This window comes from Photorhabdus sp. RM96S (assembly GCF_042879335.1).
Taxonomy (GTDB): Bacteria; Pseudomonadota; Gammaproteobacteria; order Enterobacterales; family Enterobacteriaceae; genus Photorhabdus; species Photorhabdus kayaii.
On record NZ_JBHFKT010000039.1, the window covers coordinates 12,440 to 34,815 of the forward strand.

Annotated in this window: 23 protein-coding genes and 1 tRNA gene; 12 read left to right on the forward strand and 12 right to left on the reverse strand. The window is 40.4% G+C overall.

Annotated features, from left to right (window positions below; all coding sequences use genetic code 11):
• Positions 1–206: 206 nt before the first annotated feature.
• Entirely contained in the window at positions 207–1,688 is a 1,482-nt protein-coding gene (locus tag ACGF49_RS19420) for an amino acid permease (RefSeq protein WP_113041916.1), read from the reverse strand.
• A 154-nt stretch (positions 1,689–1,842) separates the two neighbouring features.
• Positions 1,843–2,706: a DNA-binding transcriptional regulator YeiE gene (yieE, locus tag ACGF49_RS19425; protein ID WP_113041917.1), complete on the reverse strand. Its 864-nt coding sequence runs from the start codon at positions 2,704–2,706 to the stop codon at positions 1,843–1,845.
• Between the two features lie 189 nt (positions 2,707–2,895).
• Here yieE and ACGF49_RS19430 point away from each other — a divergent pair, with 189 nt between their 5' ends.
• Positions 2,896–3,978, forward strand: a complete 1,083-nt coding sequence (locus ACGF49_RS19430) for a YeiH family protein (protein ID WP_387492357.1) — start codon at positions 2,896–2,898, stop codon at positions 3,976–3,978.
• A 237-nt stretch (positions 3,979–4,215) separates the two neighbouring features.
• Positions 4,216–5,058, forward strand: a complete 843-nt coding sequence (nfo, locus tag ACGF49_RS19435; protein ID WP_228902666.1) for a deoxyribonuclease IV — start codon at positions 4,216–4,218, stop codon at positions 5,056–5,058.
• Positions 5,059–5,077: 19 nt separating this feature from the next.
• Here nfo and fruK read toward each other — a convergent pair whose 3' ends face one another.
• Positions 5,078–6,016: a 1-phosphofructokinase gene (gene fruK / locus ACGF49_RS19440; RefSeq protein WP_113041920.1), complete on the reverse strand. Its 939-nt coding sequence runs from the start codon at positions 6,014–6,016 to the stop codon at positions 5,078–5,080.
• Positions 6,017–6,242: 226 nt separating this feature from the next.
• On the opposite strand from fruK, the gene ACGF49_RS19445 reads away from it, so the two are divergent.
• The 3 genes from ACGF49_RS19445 (at position 6,243) to yeiP (ending at position 8,742) form a co-directional block, all read left to right on the forward strand.
• Entirely contained in the window at positions 6,243–6,662 is a 420-nt protein-coding gene (locus ACGF49_RS19445; RefSeq protein ID WP_262978120.1) for an NUDIX hydrolase, read from the forward strand.
• A gap of 115 nt (positions 6,663–6,777) precedes the next feature.
• The gene (mtr, locus tag ACGF49_RS19450; protein WP_113041922.1) at positions 6,778–8,037 is read left to right on the forward strand and encodes a tryptophan permease; all 1,260 of its coding nucleotides are present in this window, start codon (positions 6,778–6,780) and stop codon (positions 8,035–8,037) included.
• 132 nt (positions 8,038–8,169) lie between these two features.
• On the forward strand, positions 8,170–8,742 hold the full coding sequence (gene yeiP, locus ACGF49_RS19455) for an elongation factor P-like protein YeiP (RefSeq protein WP_112878518.1): 573 nt from the start codon (positions 8,170–8,172) through the stop codon (positions 8,740–8,742).
• A 226-nt stretch (positions 8,743–8,968) separates the two neighbouring features.
• Here the strand turns inward: yeiP and ACGF49_RS19460 are convergent, their stop codons facing one another.
• Complete coding sequence (locus ACGF49_RS19460; RefSeq protein WP_228902665.1) at positions 8,969–9,313, reverse strand: hypothetical protein; 345 nt, start codon at positions 9,311–9,313, stop codon at positions 8,969–8,971.
• Between the two features lie 371 nt (positions 9,314–9,684).
• Here ACGF49_RS19460 and ACGF49_RS19465 point away from each other — a divergent pair, with 371 nt between their 5' ends.
• Entirely contained in the window at positions 9,685–10,389 is a 705-nt protein-coding gene (locus ACGF49_RS19465; protein WP_113041923.1) for a phosphatase PAP2 family protein, read from the forward strand.
• Positions 10,390–10,738: 349 nt separating this feature from the next.
• Complete coding sequence (mepS, locus tag ACGF49_RS19470; protein WP_113041924.1) at positions 10,739–11,329, forward strand: bifunctional murein DD-endopeptidase/murein LD-carboxypeptidase; 591 nt, start codon at positions 10,739–10,741, stop codon at positions 11,327–11,329.
• 34 nt (positions 11,330–11,363) lie between these two features.
• Here mepS and ACGF49_RS19475 read toward each other — a convergent pair whose 3' ends face one another.
• The 4 genes from ACGF49_RS19475 to rsuA all read right to left on the reverse strand — a co-directional run bounded on the left by ACGF49_RS19475 (position 11,364) and on the right by rsuA (position 14,787).
• Complete coding sequence (locus ACGF49_RS19475) at positions 11,364–11,519, reverse strand: hypothetical protein (RefSeq protein WP_158536531.1); 156 nt, start codon at positions 11,517–11,519, stop codon at positions 11,364–11,366.
• Positions 11,516–11,860, reverse strand: coding sequence for a YejG family protein (locus ACGF49_RS19480; protein ID WP_387492363.1), 345 nt, complete (start codon positions 11,858–11,860; stop codon positions 11,516–11,518). Before ACGF49_RS19480 ends, ACGF49_RS19475 begins: the two co-directional genes overlap by 4 nt.
• 998 nt (positions 11,861–12,858) lie before the next feature.
• Entirely contained in the window at positions 12,859–14,043 is a 1,185-nt protein-coding gene (locus tag ACGF49_RS19485; RefSeq protein WP_113041926.1) for a Bcr/CflA family multidrug efflux MFS transporter, read from the reverse strand.
• 42 nt (positions 14,044–14,085) lie between these two features.
• Positions 14,086–14,787 (reverse strand): 16S rRNA pseudouridine(516) synthase RsuA, encoded by a 702-nt coding sequence (gene rsuA, locus ACGF49_RS19490; RefSeq protein ID WP_112878522.1) that lies wholly within the window; start codon positions 14,785–14,787, stop codon positions 14,086–14,088.
• 289 nt (positions 14,788–15,076) lie between these two features.
• On the opposite strand from rsuA, the gene ACGF49_RS19495 reads away from it, so the two are divergent.
• Positions 15,077–16,834, forward strand: coding sequence for a DEAD/DEAH box helicase (locus ACGF49_RS19495; RefSeq protein WP_113041928.1), 1,758 nt, complete (start codon positions 15,077–15,079; stop codon positions 16,832–16,834).
• A 202-nt stretch (positions 16,835–17,036) separates the two neighbouring features.
• Positions 17,037–17,321 (forward strand): 50S ribosomal protein L25, encoded by a 285-nt coding sequence (gene rplY / locus ACGF49_RS19500; RefSeq protein ID WP_113041929.1) that lies wholly within the window; start codon positions 17,037–17,039, stop codon positions 17,319–17,321.
• 72 nt (positions 17,322–17,393) lie between these two features.
• On the opposite strand, the gene yejK is transcribed toward rplY, so the two are convergent.
• Positions 17,394–18,398 carry a nucleoid-associated protein YejK gene (gene yejK / locus ACGF49_RS19505; RefSeq protein ID WP_113041930.1) on the reverse strand — a complete coding sequence of 335 codons (1,005 nt, stop codon included), beginning with the start codon at positions 18,396–18,398 and terminating at the stop codon, positions 17,394–17,396.
• 271 nt (positions 18,399–18,669) lie between these two features.
• On the opposite strand from yejK, the gene ACGF49_RS19510 reads away from it, so the two are divergent.
• The 3 genes from ACGF49_RS19510 (at position 18,670) to ACGF49_RS19520 (ending at position 20,821) form a co-directional block, all read left to right on the forward strand.
• Positions 18,670–18,897, forward strand: a complete 228-nt coding sequence (locus ACGF49_RS19510; RefSeq protein WP_011147091.1) for a YejL family protein — start codon at positions 18,670–18,672, stop codon at positions 18,895–18,897.
• Between the two features lie 32 nt (positions 18,898–18,929).
• On the forward strand, positions 18,930–20,669 hold the full coding sequence (gene yejM / locus ACGF49_RS19515) for an LPS biosynthesis-modulating metalloenzyme YejM (protein WP_113041931.1): 1,740 nt from the start codon (positions 18,930–18,932) through the stop codon (positions 20,667–20,669).
• Positions 20,670–20,744: 75 nt separating this feature from the next.
• A tRNA-Pro gene (locus tag ACGF49_RS19520) sits at positions 20,745–20,821 on the forward strand.
• A 160-nt stretch (positions 20,822–20,981) separates the two neighbouring features.
• Here ACGF49_RS19520 and ACGF49_RS19525 read toward each other — a convergent pair.
• From ACGF49_RS19525 to ACGF49_RS19535, 3 genes are read right to left on the reverse strand one after another with little or no spacing between them, the layout of a single operon-like run.
• Complete coding sequence (locus ACGF49_RS19525) at positions 20,982–21,155, reverse strand: tail fiber assembly protein (RefSeq protein ID WP_387492378.1); 174 nt, start codon at positions 21,153–21,155, stop codon at positions 20,982–20,984.
• Positions 21,136–21,291, reverse strand: coding sequence for a hypothetical protein (locus tag ACGF49_RS19530; RefSeq protein WP_387492368.1), 156 nt, complete (start codon positions 21,289–21,291; stop codon positions 21,136–21,138). The genes ACGF49_RS19525 and ACGF49_RS19530 overlap by 20 nt, the downstream gene beginning before the upstream one ends.
• The gene (locus ACGF49_RS19535) at positions 21,291–22,190 is read right to left on the reverse strand and encodes a tail fiber protein (protein ID WP_387492370.1); all 900 of its coding nucleotides are present in this window, start codon (positions 22,188–22,190) and stop codon (positions 21,291–21,293) included. Before ACGF49_RS19535 ends, ACGF49_RS19530 begins: the two co-directional genes overlap by 1 nt.
• Positions 22,191–22,376 lie beyond the last annotated feature (186 nt).

The following is a 22,376-nucleotide window of genomic DNA, read 5'->3' on the forward strand; positions in this document are numbered from 1 at the left end:
AAAAATAAAAAATACCTATTTGATCACAAAATGAGTGTATTCTTTTAATTTCTTATCAAAAACGGCTTATCTACTCAAATAAATAAAACATTAAGATAATAATAAATTAATCGTGAATCGAATTAAAAAAACCATAAAACCAAGCCGGTAGGAATTTTTTCAAAGATTCCTACCGACCTGTTAATCACGATTTAACGTATTTACATTCACTGATTCGTGATATCAGGAAATTTCATCTCGCTATATTTGATAAAGTGAGTTTTCCTAACTAATTTGTAACCAAACCAAATCAACAGGAATAGTGGAATACCAATATAAGTTGCAGTTACACCATACCAGTCAATTTTATCTTGTAGAAATGCCTGATAATTCTGTCCTAATGTGATGGTTAGACACAAAACAAACGCAAAGATTGGACCAACCGGGAAAAATCCTGAACGATAAGGTAATTTACTTAAATCCAACCCCTGAGCTACATAACCACGGCGGAAACGATAATGGCTAATAGCAATCCCCAACCATGCAATAAAACCGGTCATCCCAGAAGTATTCAACAACCACAGATAGACGGTCTGGTTACCGTACATTGAACTGAGGAAACACAACGCAGCAACCACTGTCGTTGCATACAAGGCATTACGCGGTACACCACCTTTGGATAATTTGCCAAAAATCCTCGGTGCTTTACCCTCTTTTGCCAATGTGAACAACATACGAGTCGATGCATACATACCTGAATTACCCGCAGACAGCACAGCCGTCAAAATAACCGCATTCATCATAGCTGCGGCGGATAACAAACCAGCGTTTTCAAATACCAACGTAAACGGACTAACACTAATATCACCGACCTCATTACGCAGTAGGCTTGGATCAGTATAAGGAATAATCAAACTGATAATCAGGATCGCAAAAACATAGAATAGCAGAATACGCCAAAATACCTTACGTACAGCACTGGGAACATTTTTTGCCGGATCTTTTGACTCACCCGCCGCAATGCCAATTAGCTCAGTTCCCTGGAAAGAAAACCCAACTATCATTGCCACGCCAATCATGGCAGAGAAACCACCGGCAAAAGGTGCATCACCAATAGTCCAGTTATGCCATCCAGCACCTTCTGCCCCTTTCATGATGCCGGCTATCATCAGTAATCCGACCACAATAAAAACAATAACCGTGCTGACTTTAATTAAAGAGAACCAGTATTCAGCTTCACCAAATCCTTTCACTGAAATAAAATTCAGTAGGAAAATCAGCGCGAGGAATAACGCACTCCAGATCCAACCCGGCATATCCGGCAGCCAATAACCCATAACCAATTGGGCAGCAACCAAATCCACCGCGATAGTCACCGCCCAGTTGTACCAGTAGTTCCAACCCAGAGCGAAACCAAACCCTTCTTCAACATATTTGGAACCGTAAGTTGAGAAAGAACCGGAAACGGGCATATAAGCGGCCAGTTCACCCAAACTGGTCATCAGGAAATAAACCATCAAGCCAATTAATGCATAGGAAAGTAATGCTCCGCCAGGCCCTGCTTGTGAAACTGTCGCACCTGAAGCCACGAATAACCCGGTGCCTATTGATCCGCCAACGGCAATCATCGCCAGATGCCGAGCTTTCAATTCACGTCGCAAATGTTGCGTTGCTGGTTTCAGGGAAACACTTTTTTGTTGTTGAGACATTCTGTTCCTGTTAGCTGCAAATAAATCTGATGGCGGATTGTAACAAATCCTCACTATCAAAATAGCGAGGAAGCACTGTTATAAGATACCTTCATAATTTAGAGAAAATTATAAGTAACACAGCTAATTTTGGATTTTAAACAAAACGTAAAATTTACCGGCAGTAACTGAGCAATTTTTGCAGTGCGATAGACATATGCTTTTGCCGATGATGAATCAGGTACAATGTTCTGAAAAGTCTTAATTCTGGCACTTTTAACTCCAGTAAAGTACGATTTTGCAATTGCTCTGCAACGACTCGTCTGGACAAGCAACTGATGCCCATACCAAATTTGACCGCATGTTTTATCGCTTCAGAATTTCCCAATTCCATCAAAATCTTGAACCCAGGTAAATGGGCAAACAACAGATGATCCAGCACTTCTCTTGTACCCGATCCCCTCTCCCTTAATATCCATAATGCCTTAACTAAATCATCCAATTTTAGATCCTGTTTAGCTAGCGGATTTTCAGGAGAAGAAAAAATAACCAACTCATCCTCCATCCATAGTTGAGTTATCAATTCAGGACTATGACAGGAACCTTCTATCAAACCAAGATCAACACGGAATTCCAGCACAGAATTGATGACATCCTGCGTATTACTGATATTTAACTCTAGCGGCGTATCAGGAAAATCCTGACGATAATTTGCCAGCATTTCCGGCAACATATAATTACCAATGGTGCTACTGGCAGCGATACGTAGCGCTCCTAACTCCTGTTTGAATAACTGCTGAATTTCCCCTGCTTGCTCTAGCAATGCCAACGCCTTGGGATAGAGTAGACGACCATGTTCATTCGTCACCAATCGCTTTCCTACCCGATCAAAAAGCTGTACGCCAAGTTGGCTTTCCAGATCCGTTAATGAGGCACTCACTGCGGACTGAGATAGTGCCAATTGCTGAGAGGCTTGCGTCGTTGAACCGCTTTTCAATACCTCAGTAAAAACTTCCAACTGCCTCAATGTGATGTGCATATTGCCCCGCAAAATATGGTGTCAGTCAAAATTAGCTTGTTTTAATTTTATACGGCAATAGACAACTTAACAAAAATCCACTTTCTTACCAATTTTTTCGATTATATATAAAAACATTATCAATTTTACTGATAAATTAGTCTGCTATATGCTTATGTTTAAAACATATAAGCAAAGTGAGAAACCTCTATGTCTGACATTCGTGCCAAAAAATTCAGCAAACAATCATCTATTCCCGGTATGAAATTAATATTTGGGTTAATATTAGCGGCAACACTTACTGCAATTTCAATATATGCTGGCAATATTCCGTGGTTTATTAATATGGGACTGGGCACATTAACACTGGCGATCCTTGCAGGGATCATTGCCGGTAATACTGTTTATCCTTTACTCAAACCTTATTGTGATGAAGGTATTCATTTCTCAAAACATTATCTTCTGCGGGCAGGTATTATTCTTTATGGCTTCCGTTTGACATTTCAACAAATTGCCGATGTTGGCATTACCGGCCTTCTGATTGATGCTGCTATGTTGTCTTCCACTTTCTTTATTGCAATGTGGCTAGGCAAATCACTCTTTGGATTAGACCAGCAAACGGTGATACTAATTGGTGCCGGCAGCAGTATCTGCGGCGCAGCAGCTATTATGGCAACAGAGCCAGTAGTGAATGCCCCTGCCAGTAAAGTTGCTGTTGCGGTATCGACAATTGTCATCTTTGGCACTATCGCTATTTTCATTTATCCGTGGTTTTATCAACTCAATGAGCTTTATCAGTGGTTACCACTTACTCAGGAAACTTTCGGCATCTTTACTGGTTCCACCCTTCACGAAGTTGCTCAAGTTGTTGCTGTTGGGCATGCTATTAGCGATCAAACGGAAAACGCAGCCGTTATCAGTAAAATGATCAGGGTTATGATGTTGGCGCCATTCCTGTTGTTATTATCCCGTTACATTAGCCGTGCCCACACTAAAAATGGCAGAAACCATCAGGAGAAAACACCAATGACTATCCCCTGGTTTGCGGTGATTTTTATTGCAATAGCAGGTCTTAACTCTTTCAATTTACTACCTGCTGCAATAATTAATTCTCTGATTAATGTTGATACTATTATGCTTACTATGGCAATGGGGGCACTGGGTTTAACTACTCATGTAAGTGCCATCCGTCAGGCCGGATTTAAACCCATTTTATTGGCTCTAATTTTGTTTGTATGGCTGATGGCGGGTGGTCTTTTGATCAATCTTGGCATTCAACATCTGTTTGGCTGATCAGAATCCACCCGGAGAAATTTTATTTCAACAGCATATACCTTATGGATTTCAAGATGCATCGCGACGGCAAGGGAGAGAATCCCCGGGAGCATAGCTAACGATGTGACCGGGGTGAGCGAGTGCAGCCAACAAAGAGGCAACTTGAAAGATAACGGGTATATAACCTTTCCGTTCTTAAGGTTCATAGAGTGATTGAACAATGCCATAATGACGTAAAGTAAGAAGGAGAAAAATATGAAATTTGTTGGAGCACATGTCAGCGCTGCCGGTGGAGTTGATCAAGCAGTTATCCGGGCGCACGAACTAAAAGCGACCGCCTTTGCCCTATTTACAAAAAATCAGCGCCAGTGGCATGCTCCACCTTTAGCCGCTGACGTTATCGATAAATTTAAAGAAAATTGTGAACGTTATGGATATGGTAGCCGACAAATTCTCCCTCACGACAGTTATCTGATTAATCTTGGTCACCCAGAAATTGAAGCACTGGAAAAATCCCGACTGGCTTTTATTGATGAGATGCAACGTTGCGAACAATTAGGGATCGATTTATTGAATTTCCATCCTGGCAGCCATCTCAATAAAATAGATGTGGATAAATGCCTGGCGCGTATTGCGGAATCTATCAATATTGCTCTCAATAAAACCCAGGGAGTCATTGCTGTTATCGAAAATACGGCAGGTCAAGGCACTAATCTGGGTTTCAAATTTGAACATCTGGCAGCAATTATTGATGGAGTTGAAGATAAAAACCGAGTGGGTGTCTGTATTGATACCTGTCACGCCTTTGCTGCTGGCTACGATTTACGTACAAACGATGCTTGTAAACAAACTTTTCAACAGTTTGAAAAAATTGTTGGCTTTCAATATTTATGCGGAATGCATTTAAATGATGCCAAAAGTGAATTCGCCAGCCGTGTTGACCGACATCATAGCCTTGGAGAAGGAAATATTGGTAAAACACCTTTCAGTTATATTATGAAAGATGCTCGTTTTGATGGTATTCCACTCATCCTTGAAACAATAAACCCAGATATTTGGCCACAAGAAATTGCCTGGCTGAAATTACAACAAAATTAATTATTCTTTAATTAAAGCATTATCTAACGGGTATCAGTTCAACTTTAGCCATCATGGCAGCTAATTCAGTACGATTGCTGATACCAACATTAGGCTGGCTAACGGCAAGTGCAGATACAGCGGTCGCCAATCGCAACGTATGTTCACTGGATTCCCGCATCAGCAAACCATAAACCAAGCCACCAACCATTGAATCACCAGCCCCAACAGTGCTGACGACTTTACAATGTGGTGGTTTCGCCAACCATGCTCCAGACGCATTAACCCATAATGCTCCCTGCTCACCCAATGATATGACAACATGAGCAATTCCCTGATCCCTAAGTTGATGTGCCGCTATGATGATATCGGATAATTCAGGTAACAGACGCCCCGCCCATACTTCAAGCTCATGGCGATTCGGCTTCACTAACCAAGGGGATGCTTTTAACCCTGCAACCAATGCTTCACGGCTGCTGTCAAAAATAATGCAAGGACAAAGTTGACGTAGACAGGTCATCCAGTCGGTAAACGATTCAGCAGAGACACCAACCGGTAAGCTACCACTCACAACAACCATATCAAACTGTCCAAGCCATGAAAGCGAATCATTAACAAATCCCGACCATTCAGCTTCGCCGACATAAAAACCAGTGAAGTTAAAATCTGTCACTTCACCGCTTTCTTCTGTTAATTTGACATTAATCCGTGTTCTGCCTGGTACTAAATGAAAACGATTTACCATACCATTTTCATTGAAGAATTGTTGAAATCCTTCCTGATTTTCCTTACCCAAAAAACCACTCACCGTGACATCAATACCTAAGTCACGCAAAACCTTAGCAACATTATTGCCTTTCCCAGCAGCATGTAGTCCAGCGGCTTGCACTCGGTTGATCGCCCCTTTGACGATTTCCGGGCACAATCCTACCAAATCATAAGCAGGGTTTAGGGTGATAGTGGCAACTCTACGGCTCATATTTGCCTGATGTCTCCTAAATAAATAATCATCATCATTACTACGCATTTTCAGTTCTATTTATATCACTTTATATCACTAAAATTGAATCGTTTCAGTTAAATTCCGTACTTTATTGATCGTTATTGATCGTTGTCTTAAATTGATTTCCAGATAAGAATAGCATTGAATTTTTCTCAAAAAGAATTGCTAATTTATTGAAATTTAGATGAAAGGAATAAACCAAATGTCTGTCATTGTGGGTGTTGGCGTAGTTATTGTGAACGAATATGGTCAAGTATTACTCGGAAAACGTAGCAGTAAACATGCTCCATACTGGTCAATCTTTGGTGGTCATGTTGATGACGGAGAAACTTTTGAGCAATGTGCAATCCGTGAAATTGAAGAAGAAACGGGTCTGACGATTCAATCACCAAAGGTCTACGGTATTTGTAATAACCTTCAAACTTACCAACAGGAAGGAAAACATACTATTTCAGTATGTTTACTGGCAAAACATCCAGGTGGTGAACCAAAATTGATGGAACCAGAAAAATGTGAACAGTTTATGTGGGGCGATCCCGATAATCTTCCTGAACCTCATTTTGAAGCTAGCCGGAATGCAATAAAAATGTGGCAAGAAAATAAATTTTATTTTACCGAATGAACTAACTTATGTTAGTTCAATTTCAAATAATCCTTTATGACATCTATTTACACTCTATAGACAAAAATGTATCTTTAAGCTAGTACAAAGAAACAATATGCCAGCAGGAGTTAATATGTCCATCGAGACACCCCAGAGTTTAAAGCGCCCTCCCATACTGGGTGGTGCAATGATCATTGCCGGAACTGCTGTCGGTGCAGGAATGTTCTCTACTCCTGTGGCAACTTCCGGTGTCTGGTTTACTGGCTCCATTATTCTGCTGGTTTACACATGGGTGTGTATGTATTTTTCCGGCTTGATGATACTAGAAACCAACCTGAACTACCCATCAGGTGCAAGCTTCCATACCATGACTAAAGATTTACTCGGTAAAGGATGGAATGCAATCAATGGCATCTCTATTGCATTCGTACTTTATATATTAACCTACGCCTACATTTCAGCGGGTGGCTCAATTATTGCCCATAATTTTAAAAATATTATTTCGATATCACAGGCAAATGCTGGCTTTATTTTCGCGTTTATCGTTGCATTTATTGTCTGGTTATCGACTCAAGCTGTCGATCGTTTGAGCACAATTTTGATCGGCGGTATGGTTATTACTTTTTTTATGTCCGTTGGTGGCATGTTTACCGAAGTGAAATATGTCATTCTGTTTAATCAGACGGATGCTATATCAAATGACACGACAACAAGTTATATATCTTACGCTTTAGCCGCTCTGCCCTATTTACTCGTTTCATTCGGATATCACGGTAACATCCCAAGTTTAGTAAAATATTATCATAAAGATAGAAAAGCCGTTATTCGCAGCCTGTTATTAGGCACATTAATCGCATTAGCTATTTATATCCTGTGGCAATATGTCATTCAGGGAAATATTCCCCGCGAAGCATTCAAACAGATTATTGCTGATGGCGGGAATATCGGTGATTTATTAAAACACATGGATAATACAACAAACAGCAAAACCGTTCACCAGCTTCTAAATGCCTTCTCTTATATGGCATTAGCAAGTTCATTTCTTGGTGTCTCCTTAGGGCTATTTGATTACATAGCCGATTTTTTCGGTTTTAAAGATAACAGCCCCGGCCGGTTAAAATCTGCATTAGTGACATTTATTCCACCAACAGCGCTAGCTTTACTGTTCCCCAATGGTTTTCTATATGCCATTGGTTTTGCTGGATTCGCTGCAACCATCTGGGCTGTCATTATTCCAGCACTCATGGCCCGGGCAAGTCGCCAGCGCTTTCCTGAAGCCAGTTACCGAGCGCCAGGAGGGAAATTCCTCATTGGGTTCGTCATTCTGTTTGGTTTGATAAATGCTATAGCTCATATTTTGTCCTCTCTTGATTTATTACCTGTGTATCGTTGATATATAAAACATTCTTACTACAACCCCAATGTAAAAAAACAGTGGGGTTTTTTAATCCCTACTTGCCTAATGTCTTGACTGCGAGTAATTTTGTCGCCGATTATTCTCTTGTGGTTTTATGGAAGGTTACATATGGCTAAAGCCAATGAAATTAAACGCGGTAGCGCCGTCAGTTATAATGGTAAGTTACTGCTGGTTAAAGATATTGATATTCAAGCACCAAGCGCCCGGGGAGCTAGCACATTATATAAAATGCGCTTTACTGATATCCGCACCGGTCAAAAAGTGGAAGAACGTTTCAAAGGCGATGATATCCTTGATACGATCAACCTAACTCGTCGTAGCGTTAACTTTTCCTACATTGATGGCGATGAATATGTTTTCATGGATGATGAAGATTTCACACCTTATCACTTTAAAAAGGAACAAATCGAAGAAGAGTTGTTATTTATTCCTGAAGGTGGCCTGCCTGGTATGCAAGTTCTGACAATAGAGGGGCAAGTCATTGCCCTTGAGCTACCACAAACAGTCGATATGGTTATTGAAGAAACAGCACCTGGAATTAAAGGCGCTTCAGCCAGTGCACGAACAAAACCAGCCAAAATGAGCACCGGACTTACCGTGCAAGTACCTGAATATATCAGTAGCGGGGAAAAAATCCGTATTCATATTGCAGAACGCCGTTATATGGGGCGTTGCGATTAATAATATTAGCTAATTCTGAGTTACCCGGTATAAAACAGGGTAACTCACTTTTTATTTTATTCCATTCATTAAATCAGTCAGCTACTTCCCATTAACATTTGGGCATAATTTAAATTCCAAAATAAAATATAAATCTGTCACTCCTTCATTTTAGCAATGACAGATAAAATCCCGACTCTTCTTCAATTAAACATTGAATAAATAACATGTAAAACTTTTCTTAACATCAATTATAGAAAATTGTAACAACGCCAATTTTCTCTTTTCCTTTTATCCATTTAATCTCTGTTATCCCTATTTGGTGTGGTAAATAAAAATAAATATCATTTTGCAAATCGAGCTTTTGTCGTTGGGTAATCTTATGTCCTTTTCGCCAACAAGTGGTGTCAGCCCAGTTATCACGCCAATCAAAACGACACGGTGATTCAACGATCGCACCAGAAAAGCGAATAACCCCTGTATTTGATGTTGTTTCTGGTTCACTATTGACAAGACCAGAAATCATTAGGAAAAAACAACCCATTATAACCCGAAACATAGACATAAAGCCCCCTCCATAAAACAGCATCATTCGCTGCGATTTCCAAAAATGAAATCAATCTAGAAATCGGAAAAATTTCTGAGTCTATGTATTGGTAACGGCTATTTTCATTGTTTATTTATGATTTTTAGCGATTAAAACTGATTAAGATATTTATATCTTACAATATTAGAATTATCAGAAGTAATTTTCAATAAATTAAGAATTTACAACCTTAAACACCCCAACATCACTCAATAAAATCCATGGAATTGAACAGGAATAGTTACCAAAGTAGATAAACAACAACAAATTAACTTATGATTAAGAACTGTGACATTATTACTCAATATTTGTTATATTAACCTACATAATTGTAAGTTTAGTTACCATTTATCTTATTTTTAACAAATAGGTCTCCCATGACACGCAGTCACCCATTTGCCATATTTATACTGAACCTGTTAGGTATCACTTTATTTCTCTCCTGGTATTTACCAGAGCATCATGGTTTCTGGCTCAAGATCGACTCTGCAATCTTCTACTTCTTTAATGAGAAATTAATATCAGGCTCAACATTCACAGAATTTGTAGCATTTGTGAATATCAGGGCCTTCGATGTCATTTCACTTTTATGTATGGGATTGCTGTATTACAACACTTTTCGTAAACAGAATTACGATGGCAAACGCAGATTATTCATGATTGGTTTGGTCATGATAATAAGCGCAATTATACTTAACCAAATCGGTCATCTACTCCCTGTTGTCCGTCCAAGCCCAACATTAACCTTCGATCATATCAATCGTATTAGCGAAATGACCAATCTGGTAACAAAAGATGCATCAGGCGATAGCTTTCCAGGTGATCACGGATTAATGCTCCTGATTTTCAGCTGCTTTATTCTTCGATATATCTCAGGCAGAGCATTCTGTATTGCATTACTCATTATGGTAATATTTGCGTTACCTCGCATCATGGCAGGAGCTCACTGGTTTACTGATATTGCAGTCGGTTCTTTATCTCTGGTGCTAATTGGAACAAGTTGGCTATTATTAACACCATTAAGTGACATAATGATTAACTGGTTGGATAAGAATCTACCGCAAATTGGTCGCCCAACTTAAGATCTTTCCCATAAACTCTATTTTACTGAATCATATCGGGAAGGTATTTAACCTTCCTAATAGTTCATAAAACCCACATAAATTAGCAACACTCCTGATCTCTCCCCTTTAGAAATCTAATTTTTTGTAAATTATGTCATTAAATACTCGCCTTTTCCTGATTGTTTCTGTACTCTCGATCTGGATAACATTTATTGTAAATATCGTTATAAAACGTGGCATCAGACGCGTTTTTTCACCAAGCGCGTTGTTTACTCATTGTTTTTTCTAACACCAGGCTTTGAAGCGTTTGATATTTTTCAATAATAGCGACCAACTAAGGTAAGGATAGCAAGGGAAAACAAAAATAATGGTCAAGTCTCAACCGGCACTGAGATACATTACGCGGCTGATACCCGCGCTGTTCGTAGCGATCACCTTATCCGCGTGCAGCTCACCAGATTCATCAAGGTTTCGTAACACACAAACTGATACGCATGCAGTAAATGGTAAGAACGGCTTCTTACTTCAAGCGTCTCAGGATGAATTCGAAGCACTCGTTCGTAATCTGGACATAAAATCCAAAATTCTTAGCCAATACAATGGCTGGAAAGGAGTTGCCTATCGACTCGGTGGCAATACTAAACGCGGTATAGATTGTTCTGCCTTTGTTCAACGTACTTTCCGTGACCAGTTTGGCATGGAACTACCACGTTCAACATTTGAACAACAAAATATTGGCAAAAAAATCGACCGTTCAAGATTACGCCCTGGCGATTTAGTTTTATTTAAGACAGGTGCCCGTACCAGGCATATTGGCATCTATGTTGGCAATGACCAATTTGTTCATGCCTCTACTAGCAATGGTGTAATCGTTTCCAGGTTAAGCAGTACATACTGGAGCAAACGTTATTATGGTGGTCGCCGGGTCATCAGCAATAATATGGCACCTAACGGCTAAAAATTTTTCCCTTGCCCGCAAAAAAGCGCTCCCATTAAAGGAAGCGCTTTTCGCGTTTATACCCGTTATCTTTCAAGTTGCCTCTTTGTTGACTGCACTCACTCACCCCGGTCACATCGTTCGCCATGCTCCCGGGGATTCGCTCCCTTGCCGTCGCGATGCATCCTGAAATCCATTGGGTATATATCAAAATGGATAAAGCGCTGTTATCTTTTCAGCAATGGCTGCGCCAAGTGTCTTCAAACGACACATAACCGCACTTTCGTCTTCACTATTAATAAATAAGCACGGCTGACCTTCCAACTCAATCACAGTGCTTCCAATTTGCATATCAGCAAGTGATTGCTGTAATTTTTGCATAATATTCCACGCAGCCCCGTCTTCGTGGCTGAGTAACTTCAACCCCATCAGGCTGCTTTCTGCATTCACTTCATCAACCGGAAGCGGCTCAACTTTCATACCCACAAAACCGGGTGACCACTTGTAACTTTGCGGCAGCCGATGTACTACCGAAAGCTGAATATTATTCACGAATCATTCCTACCTGAAAGAACATAGATACAAAAGTTAAAGTTAGCGGCTATCTTCAGGTGTTCTACTCGCCAAAACCGAATAACTAACCCCAAAAAAGGTAAACGAAAAGTTAAATTTGTGTTTATAGTATTACATTAATTCCAAATTTCACCTTAGAAAAAGTGAGATCAATCTCTCATTTCTCATATATTTATACTTTTTTTAAAGAAAACTCAACTAATTTTTATGCAAAAACCCAACTTTATGTTTAATGATTGTTTACATATTTTATTTTTTCAACTCAATACCTTAACATAAAAATCAAATAAGAACTGTAAAAACAAATAGATAACAATGTGTTTTATAAGGTATAATTAATGAAAACCTAATGATAACGCCGTTTAATATTTTTTAATTTAACAAAAATACAACAATGACTTATAACTACTATCAATGCATTAATAACAATTTATTCACACGGAAAAACATTTCGGAATTTCCTTATAGTAAAAAGTTAGCTTCTCAGCTCAATAGGAATATAAAAATCAGCAAATACACAACAGCGATAATAAAAAAATAAACTCCCTTGCCGTCGCGATGCATCTTGAAATCCATAGGGTATATTATGCATAACCAATTTTTCAATTTTCCTGAATATTCAGGAAAAATATTCTCTTTACTAACATTATCGTTTTTAATGATAATGTTAGTAATACAGAAAATGCAGCTAATACTACAAAGCTATTACAACCTCGTTACTTAATGGCAAATCTTAGAATAACAAAAAATAGCATAATTTTTTGTTCTAATTGGTTATCTTTAATAAAAGAGATTAAATCTTACCCTTGTCAATCAAGAATATATCAACGAAAGTAGACATATATTTTAGAATAAAAAAAACCTCAACAATCTCACATAAAATTATAACCAGACAACATCATCAAAAATATTTTTCGCTTATTCTAATTTTCTTTTGAAGGAAAAGGCTGCACATGAAAACAGCCTTCTGTTTTTATTTATCGCCGCTTTTTTGCGTATATAATAAGCAACACAGCCAAAATAACAGATAAAACCATAGAACCAACCATTGGCCAGGCATTACGTGCAGGTAACATAGCAAGTAATATACTAACCAAAGCACTAATACCAAAACGAACTGTACCTGCCAATGAAGACACCGTTCCGGCCATATGTGGATAATCATCTAAAACCACTGCCATGACATTGGATGTAATCATTGCAATACCACATACATAAGCTGCAACACCGATGACCAGAGCAATAAAGCCAAAATCGAGCGCGGTAGACAGTAACAACCAGATCCCCATCATAAGCTGCACACTCAAACCAAAATACATCATCTTCAACGCACCAAAACGCCGGACATAGCGACTATTTATTGTCGTCATCACAAACAGAAATACGATGTTAAGCGCAAAGTAATAACCAAAGTGCTGGGGCGAAACACCATTCAACTCAATATAAACAAATGGCCCTGCACTGAGAAAAGAGAACATTCCCGCAAATGAAAAACCGCTGGCAAGCATGTAGCAAAATACACGACGCTGGCGAAATAACATAATAAACTGGCTTACGGTTGTACGAAGATGAAATTTTTGTCTTTTTTCTTTTGGCAAAGTCTCTCTTATAAAGAAAGCGACAAGGAATACAGCAATAACAGAAGCCACCGCAATACTCCAGAAAATCGCATGCCAGGTGAACCAAATCATTATCATGCCACCAAGAATTGGAGCAATTAATGGGGCAATGGTCATTACCAATATCACAAAAGACATGCTACGCGAGAATTCGTCTTTGGTGAACAGATCTCGCATTAGCGCATTAATGACAACACCCGCTGCGGCGGCGGAGAATCCATGCAAAAAGCGCATATAAATAAAATCATCGATATTCTGAACCATTGCACACGCAGCTGAAGCTAGAGCAAATACAGTAACCCCACCCAGAATAACCGGCTTACGCCCCAAACTGTCAGCCATTGGACCATATACCATCTGACCAATGGCAAAGCCAAGAATATAACTGCTCAGCGTCATCTGAACCTGTCCGTTATCTACACCGAAATCCTCGGCAACAGTCGGCAAACTCGGCAAATACATATCAATGGCAAGGGGCATTAACATAGAAAGTAGCCCAAGGATTAAAATCAGTCCCAAATAGGATGATCGTTGTTGTTGCACGTATATTGCTCCAATAATTTAAATAATTAACTAAAACCAGGATTAAAGAAGAGTGACACTGGCAATTTCTTGCTCAGTTAATGATCGGTACTCTCCTGGCTCCAGTTCAGGAGCTAAGATGATTTCACCGATTCGCTCACGATGAAGCGAGGTTACCCGATTACCTACCGCTGCAAACATACGTTTTACCTGATGATAACGCCCTTCACTAATCGTCAGACGGGCTACTTGAGGCTCCAGAATTTCCAGCTGGGCGGGTTTTGTCACTGTTTTTTCACCATTAAGTTGCACACCTGCAAGAAATTTATCTGCCGTTTCTGCTGCAACTGGACATTCAAGTGTGACTAGATATGTTTTTTTACAATGATGTTTCGGGGAAGTAATACGATGAGACCATTGACCATCATCAGTTAGCAAAACCAGACCCGTAGTATCCATATCCAACCTACCCGCGGTATGTAATTTATGCGCTACCGGCTCATCAATAAAATAGAGCACCGTTGGATTTATCGGATCATCGGTGGAACAGACATATCCCTGTGGTTTATTTAGCATAAAATAACGAGGCCCTTGCTGCTGTTCCAATAATGAACCATCAAACATGACCTGTTGCTCTGGAGTTAATTTATAAGCTCCCGTTTTTACAATCTCATCATCAACAGTGATACGCCCCGCACGCAACTCGCGCCCTACGTCATTCCGACTGATACCAAGTTGTTGTGACAAAAATTTATCCAATCGCATGGATGAAGACACCTGTATTAATTAATTTAAAAATGAATGTGATCCTCTACTATTTTGGCACTACCTTGGCACTACAACACAGAGCCACCAAAAAAGAAGATATGAAATGAGCCCAAAATATTTCAAAGCTAATCATAACTATGTTTACTATAAACAACAATTATCTATTTATTATAACCAGTCATAGTTTCACTCAGTCAGATAATTATCTTACTTTGACTTCCGTCCACAGAAAATTGATAAGGAAAATGTTACTCTTTTGCGAATATTTTTCGGTTGCGAAACGATTATGACTTTTACTTTACGTCCCTATCAGCAAGAAGCCGTGGATGCCACCATCAATCATTTCCGGCACCATCATGAGCCCGCGGTCATTGTGTTACCAACTGGAGCAGGTAAAAGCCTGGTTATTGCTGAACTGGCAAAATTAGCTCGCGGGAGAGTATTAGTATTGGCTCATGTAAAAGAATTAGTTATACAGAATTACAGCAAATACTGCGCATACGGTTTACCCGCAGATATTTTTTCCGCAGGATTGCAGCAGAAGCAAAGCACAGGCAAGGTGGTGTTTGGCAGTGTACAATCTGTTGCCCGCAATCTTGAATATTTTGATAATCAATTCTCTTTGCTGATAATTGATGAATGCCACCGTATTAGTGATGATGAAAACAGCCAATATCAGCAAATTATTCATCACCTTCGGCAAAATAATCCACAACTACGTATTCTCGGCTTAACGGCGACACCTTACAGACTGGCTACCGGCTGGATATATCAATATCACTATCACGGCATGATCCGTGGTGATGAAAGTCGTTTTTTTCGTGATTGCATCTATGAATTGCCCCTGCGTTATATGATTAAACACAGTTTCCTGATCCCGCCAAAACGGCTAGATATGCCCGTTATGCAATATGATTTCAGCCAAGTTCACTCTAGTCAGCAAGGCATCTTCAATGAAACTGATTTAAATCACGAAATCAAACGACAAAAACGCATCACCCCCCATATTATCAGACAGGTTATTGAATATTCCGCTGATCGCAAAGGTGTTATGCTTTTTGCTGCAACTGTCGAACATGCCAAAGAGATTTTTCAATTACTCCCTTCCGGCCAAGCCGCATTAGTCAGTTCTGATACATCAACCGCTGATCGTGATCTGTTTATCGAAGCCTTTAAAACTCAGCGATTGCGCTATATGGTTAACGTCGCCGTATTGACAACTGGATTTGACGCTCCCCATGTTGATCTGATAGCTATTTTGCGCCCTACTGAATCCGTCAGTTTATATCAGCAAATTATCGGTCGGGGTTTACGATTATTTCCCGGCAAAAAAGATTGCCTGATTCTCGATTATGCAGGAAATCCTCACGATCTCTACACACCAGAAGTTGGCAGCAATAAACCGGATAAACAGAGCCAACCGGTTCAAGTATTCTGCCCTATCTGTAACTTCGCTAATCTATTTTGGGGAAAATGCACCTCCGACGGTGAAATTATTGAACACTTCGGTCGCCGCTGTCAGGGTTGGGAAAAGGATCAATGCGGCAAACGCCATCAATGTGAGTTCCGCTTTCGTTTTAAACTCTGCCCTCATTGCAATGCAGAAAATGATATTGCAGCGCGGCGTTGCCACAGTTGCCAGGAAGTGCTGGTTGATCCCGACGATATGTTGAAAGCCGCATTGAAGCTCAAAGATGCACTGGTACTGCGTTGTGGTGGCATGCAACTCATCTCTGAAACTGACAGTAAAGGCGAATGTCTGAAAATCATCTATTACGATGAAGATGGTGCTGATGTTTCGGAACGCTTTCGGCTGACAACCCCTGCCCAACGACTAGCCTTTGAGCACCAATTTCTCCGTCAGCATCAACGTGCCCCGGCAATACCTTTTGACTGGAAAACCGCCTCAGATATCGTTCGCCGGCAATCTTTATTACGCCATCCAGATTTTGTTGTCGCCCGTAAAAAAGGCCGATTCTGGCAAATTCGTGAAAAGATCTTTGATTACCAAGGGCGTTTTCGACGAGCAGATGAATTGTATTAAGATGAATTGTATTAAAATGAACTGTATTAATAGGTTCAGATTGACCTATTCCATTTGCTGTAACTACCATTTTTCGCTAGAATGCCGCCCGCTTAACACGGTGTTACTATGTTAGTTACTATGTTAAATGTTAAGCCAAATCTCGAACCTGCTGCTGGGTCGCCTGTAGCAGGATTTATTTTCTTCTTGAAGAGAAAAAATAATGTTTACTATTAATGCAGAAGTACGTAAAGAGCAGGGCAAAGGTGCGAGCCGCCGCCTGCGCAGAGCTAACAAGTTCCCAGCTATCGTATACGGTGGCAACCAAGAGCCAGTTTCTATTGAACTGAATCATGATCAGGTTATCAATATGGAACACCAAGCTGAATTTTATAGTGAAGTTCTGACCTTGGTTATCGACGGTAAAGAAACTAAAGTTAAAGTGCAGGCTGTACAGCGCCATCCGTTTAAGCCAAAACTGACGCACATTGACTTCCTGCGTGCTTAATTAGCCACAGCCGAGCTTTTCGGGACGCCGAGTAAATAACGCCGCAAATGCGGCGTTATTTATTTCTTAGCATCAATGACCACCACGATGACGCTGTAACTGATCTCGTAAATTTGGCGGCGTGCCTTTAATCGTTAAAGTATCCGTTGCCGGATCCCAAAAAATTCTTTCACCAAATAACATTGCATCAAAATTGATTGTTAATCCGCCACCACTACCGGCAAATTTAGTCAACTGGCGTAACGTACTGCGATCAGCCGGAAAACTCTCTTCCAGCTCATATCCTTGTTCCTGTGAAAACTGCTGAAAATTCTGCTCTCCAAATGTAGGTAATTCCTGAGACAACGCCTTAATCTCAATTTCCTCTCCCGCCTGCAATTGATCATTACAATAGCTGTATACTTGCTGACGATAGGCTTGACGCTCATTCTTATCAAGCTCACCAGATTCACAATAATCATCAACTGCTTGTAGCAAGCCTTTATTCTGAACTTTAGCATTCATACCTTCACTAGCAGCGAGAAAATCCATAAAGAAATCTGAAACTTTACGCCCTACCCGGCCTTTCAAGAATGTTAAATAACGGCTTGATTCAGGATTAGCCTCCCACTCCGTCAAATCTATGCGAGCAACAATATCTGCATGAGGAATATCCAGATAATGCGTAGTATTTAAATCCAGATTATCGTTAACAGACATACTGTTACAGCTATTAAGTACGGCAATCAATAAATACTCTACCGCCAAATAGCGATACTGACAAAACAGGACCGTCCCTCCCTCGGCAAACGGATATTTTGCCAGTTCATCCCTCAAACGTGCCGTTGCTGCACGACTGAACCCAAGAAAATCTTCATCACCTTTACGCTGATGTTTGAGTGCTTCTGCCAATTCACTCTCTTCATTAAATAAGCCGTAAGCTTTACTTTTTGCGCTGTATACTCGGTGTAATTCAGCCATCATATCTTCCACCACTTGATCGGTGGCGAGCAAAGAATCACGCAGCATGACATCTAATGTCTGTTCATCACGCTTGATTAATTGATGCAAGGCAATCTGGTCTATTTGCAGACTCATTCTTTCTACTCCTTTCGGCTGACTTCACGCATTTTTAAACACGCATTCAAACACCGATAACAAACGACTGCAATAAAAAACCCCCAAAAGAAAATAACATTTCATCATCTGCCACCAACTATAATTTGCTGACAGATATCAAAAAATTGCTAAAAGTAGGCTATTACTGCAACATAATCTTAACCGTAAATTAATTTGCCACAAAAGAGCAGAAAATCACGCATCTATACGGTAAGATAATGTGCTTTGTTAGTTCAGGAAGTTTAAATCTATGCCACAGTCATCTCGTTACAGTGACGAACACGTTGAACGTTTACTAACAGAACTCGTCAGTGTTCTAGAAAGAAACCGTACCCCGACAGACCTTTCTCTAATGGTGCTGGGCAATATGGTGACAAATTTAATCAATACGAGTATATCTCCTGCACAGCGCAGACATATTGCTGACTCGTTTGCACACGCGCTTAAATCTTCCGTAAACGAAGATAAAGCCCATTAATTTTTAACTAAAGACCACAACGTAAACAAAATATGGTGACTAGCCGTCAGCGTTATCGTGAAAAAGTTTCCCAGATGATTAGCTGGGGGCACTGGTTTGCCCTGTTTAACATCCTGCTCAGCCTTGGACTGGGTAGTCGTTATCTGTTTGTTTCTGACTGGCCGGGCTCACTATTCGGTCGAGTTTATGCTCTGGCTAGTTGGCTGGGGCACTTTAGTTTTATTGTTTTTGCTGCTTATTTGCTGGTTCTGTTTCCACTGACATTTATTTCCATGTCGCAGCGCCTGCTCAGGTTTCTTTCAGCCATTTTCGCTACTGCCGGACTGACACTATTAATATTCGATATTGCCATATACAACCGTTTCCACCTTCACCTTACACCTTTAGTTTGGGATTTAGTCATCAATCCTGATCAAGGGGAACTGGCGCGAGAATGGCAGCTAATGTTCATCTGTATCCCGGTCATTTTTCTGATACAGATGTTATTTGGCACCTGGAGTTGGCAGAAACTACGCAGCCTGAATCGGCAACGATTTGGTAAGCCACTGGCTGCCGTCCTGATTTTGGCCTTTGTCGCTTCCCATCTGATGTATATCTGGGCTGACGCTAATTTTTATCGTCCGATCACCATGCAACGTTCCAACCTACCGCTCTCCTATCCAATGACTGCGCGTAAATTTCTTGAAAAACATGGTTTGCTGGATCAACAAGAATATCAGCGCCGCCTTATGCAACAGGGTGATCCTGCTGCGCTGACAGTGGAATATCCACTTAATGATCTGACTTATCTGAATAAAGGAAGCGGATACAACCTGTTAATACTGGTAGCTGATAAGCTGGATAATGAAGATATTACCGAGAATATGCCTGCGCTCTCTCATTTCAGAGAAACCAACATTCAGTTTAATCAACATTTCAGCACCGGGATTCAAAATGATACGGCCCTATTCGGGTTGTTTTATGGCATTTCTTCTGGTTATCTGGATGGAATACTGGCTGGACGTAAATCATCAGCCCTGATTAATGCCCTGACTCATCAGGGATATCAATTCGGCCTATTCTCTTCCGTAGGATTTGACACTCCGCTTTATCGTCATGCATTACTTTCCGACTATTCATTACCTATTGAGGTCAACCAAAGCAACCAACTCACCGTCGAACAATGGCAGCAATGGCTGAATTTACCCAATACTAACGCTCCTTGGTTCTCCTTCTTAAGGCTAAGTGGCTTGGATAAAACAGATGCAGTAGGTAATGCGGCTGCTCTTGATAGTCAGATTAATACTGTACTAGAGACACTAAAAAGCAAAAATGCACTGAACAATACGGTCATCGTTATTACCGCAGAACACAGTGAACTTGCCGCGACACATCCACCTAAGTGGATAAATAATGGCAGATTCAATCGTGCTCAAATGCATGTTCCACTGCTGATTCATTGGCCAGGAACACCATCACAGACAATTAGTAAACTGACAAGCCATCAGGACGTCATGACAACATTAATGCAACGTTTGTTGCACGTCAGCAATTCTCCTGATGATTATTCTCAAGGCGAAGATCTATTTGCAGCACAGCGTGATAACCCGTGGATAATTACCGGTGATGATGGTTCCTTGATCATTACAACCAGTGAAAACACCTTGTTCTTGGATAAAAATGGTGAATATCACCTATATGACCTGGAAGGCAACGAAATCAAAGATGCTAAACCCAATCTGGCACAACTGCTACAGATACTAACCGAGGTTAAACATTTTATAGCCAACTAAATGCTTAAAAATCAATCGGTCACAAAATTCAGTACTTGCTTTTAGATAAAAAATCAGTACTATAATAGGAATTATCGGCATGTAGCGCAGCTTGGTAGCGCACCGTCATGGGGTGTCGGGGGTCGTAGGTTCAAATCCTATCATGCCGACCAAATTTCCCTAGAAAAACCAACCTGTTAGGGTTGGTTTTTTTATGGCTGGGGGTTGGTGTAAAATGGGTGTAAAACCCCGACTTCAAACTTGGCATTCATAGCCATTAACAAACCAGTTCTTCTCACCCCAAAACATAAAATTACCTAATTATTACTGTTCTCACTTCGGCACTTCCGGCCACGCAACATCAGGCGCTTTATTCACATCTACACGAGTAAGCAGTACTCTGTATTTTCTCCACTCAAGCAAAGCTTCTTTCTCGGCATCTGTAGCGACTTCTAAATCAACAGAGTCCTGTAGCAGTGAGATTGTTTCATTTGCTTGTTGTAACAGTGCTGCTTGCTGTTATGTTTTGCTTCGTTGATTTGATGAGACCTGAGTAAGTCTTTATCCAGCCTGCTTGGATTGCTAAACCATCTTTACCCAATACGGCTGTTTCATGTTCTAAAGAGTATTTCTGTTCTGTCATTATACTGCTCTCACTATGTAGTTAAAGGCGACGTTGCGGGGACGGGTTTCAGCCCCACCCACTGAGTTTGTATCGATAGACCTGTGATTGATAATTGAACCACGAGTATCAGCAGAAACGGGAAAGGAGCCAGACGTGGGATCAAACCCCCTTTGCCCCCAAGTTCGCTCAAAATAATGGTTGTGTGACTTAAAATCATCGGCCTGGATTGACAGCAAACTTCGCCTTGAATCAACACCTCTCTCATCATCCCACCCGCGAATAAATTCTCCGCGCAAATCGGGCAGCTGCCCAGATGAAAATACAGACGCCAGAGCAGGATAAGCCGCTTTATCGAACTTCGCGCCATTGCATTTCAGCCAGCCTGTTGGCGGCGTTGCGAGCGGGTACGGAACAGGAACACCAACCGGAAGCGTAGAGCCCTCCCCTAAACCCAGGTTTTTCACAAACTCATTTTTATTGGGGATATCTGCGCCGTTTTGCGTTTTTGCCAGTCTGTTGTTGGCATTATCATTTACATCGGAAACAAGTTTCTGAGTTGCAGTCAGAGTATTACTATTGCCCACCACATCCGTAAGCTGAACAACACCCTTTTGTGTTAATGAGGCATCGGGAACTTTTGTTGTGGTTTTTTGTTCCAAAGCTCTATTTAATTGTGCAGTGAGTTTAGCTATATCCCCATCATCGAGAACATCCTCACCAGATTGTGTCGAGATGAAATCAGCCAAGACAGATGATATGGTTGATGATTGACGTAATGCCTTATTTAATAAGTGAGTGGGAACATCATTTGGTGGAAATCCAGTCAGTAAATCCTTACTTTCTTCATATAATCTCTGACTCACGACATTCGCATTATTACTAATAGAAAAAGCTTTAAAATCATTCTTCTGACTCATATATACTCCTTAAGTTAAATAATATTATTTTATAGACGACTTATCACAATTCAGTCTATTTCAATAAAATAATAATAAAATACCCTTATAACTCAGAAAGCTGATTATTTTTATATAATTAAAAGAGTAAAAAACCTAATATTTCTCAACCAAAGACACCACACTAAATCTATTTATATTTAACAT

What these genes read in the sequence shown, in the direction of transcription:
- ACGF49_RS19420 (WP_113041916.1), bottom strand. Translation starts at nt 1,688, where the DNA reads ATGTCTCAACAACAAAAAAGTGTTTCCCTGAAACCAGCAACGCAACAT.
- ACGF49_RS19535 (WP_387492370.1), bottom strand. Translation starts at nt 22,190, where the DNA reads ATGAGTCAGAAGAATGATTTTAAAGCTTTTTCTATTAGTAATAATGCG.
- ACGF49_RS19460 (WP_228902665.1), bottom strand. Translation starts at nt 9,313, where the DNA reads ATGATGCTGTTTTATGGAGGGGGCTTTATGTCTATGTTTCGGGTTATA.
- ACGF49_RS19510 (WP_011147091.1), top strand. Translation starts at nt 18,670, where the DNA reads ATGCCACAGTCATCTCGTTACAGTGACGAACACGTTGAACGTTTACTA.
- rplY (WP_113041929.1), top strand. Translation starts at nt 17,037, where the DNA reads ATGTTTACTATTAATGCAGAAGTACGTAAAGAGCAGGGCAAAGGTGCG.
- mepS (WP_113041924.1), top strand. Translation starts at nt 10,739, where the DNA reads ATGGTCAAGTCTCAACCGGCACTGAGATACATTACGCGGCTGATACCC.
- yejM (WP_113041931.1), top strand. Translation starts at nt 18,930, where the DNA reads ATGGTGACTAGCCGTCAGCGTTATCGTGAAAAAGTTTCCCAGATGATT.
- ACGF49_RS19430 (WP_387492357.1), top strand. Translation starts at nt 2,896, where the DNA reads ATGTCTGACATTCGTGCCAAAAAATTCAGCAAACAATCATCTATTCCC.
- ACGF49_RS19445 (WP_262978120.1), top strand. Translation starts at nt 6,243, where the DNA reads ATGTCTGTCATTGTGGGTGTTGGCGTAGTTATTGTGAACGAATATGGT.
- mtr (WP_113041922.1), top strand. Translation starts at nt 6,778, where the DNA reads ATGTCCATCGAGACACCCCAGAGTTTAAAGCGCCCTCCCATACTGGGT.
- yejK (WP_113041930.1), bottom strand. Translation starts at nt 18,398, where the DNA reads ATGAGTCTGCAAATAGACCAGATTGCCTTGCATCAATTAATCAAGCGT.
- yieE (WP_113041917.1), bottom strand. Translation starts at nt 2,706, where the DNA reads ATGCACATCACATTGAGGCAGTTGGAAGTTTTTACTGAGGTATTGAAA.
- ACGF49_RS19495 (WP_113041928.1), top strand. Translation starts at nt 15,077, where the DNA reads ATGACTTTTACTTTACGTCCCTATCAGCAAGAAGCCGTGGATGCCACC.
- nfo (WP_228902666.1), top strand. Translation starts at nt 4,216, where the DNA reads ATGAAATTTGTTGGAGCACATGTCAGCGCTGCCGGTGGAGTTGATCAA.
- fruK (WP_113041920.1), bottom strand. Translation starts at nt 6,016, where the DNA reads ATGAGCCGTAGAGTTGCCACTATCACCCTAAACCCTGCTTATGATTTG.
- ACGF49_RS19465 (WP_113041923.1), top strand. Translation starts at nt 9,685, where the DNA reads ATGACACGCAGTCACCCATTTGCCATATTTATACTGAACCTGTTAGGT.
- yeiP (WP_112878518.1), top strand. Translation starts at nt 8,170, where the DNA reads ATGGCTAAAGCCAATGAAATTAAACGCGGTAGCGCCGTCAGTTATAAT.
- ACGF49_RS19530 (WP_387492368.1), bottom strand. Translation starts at nt 21,291, where the DNA reads ATGACAGAACAGAAATACTCTTTAGAACATGAAACAGCCGTATTGGGT.
- rsuA (WP_112878522.1), bottom strand. Translation starts at nt 14,787, where the DNA reads ATGCGATTGGATAAATTTTTGTCACAACAACTTGGTATCAGTCGGAAT.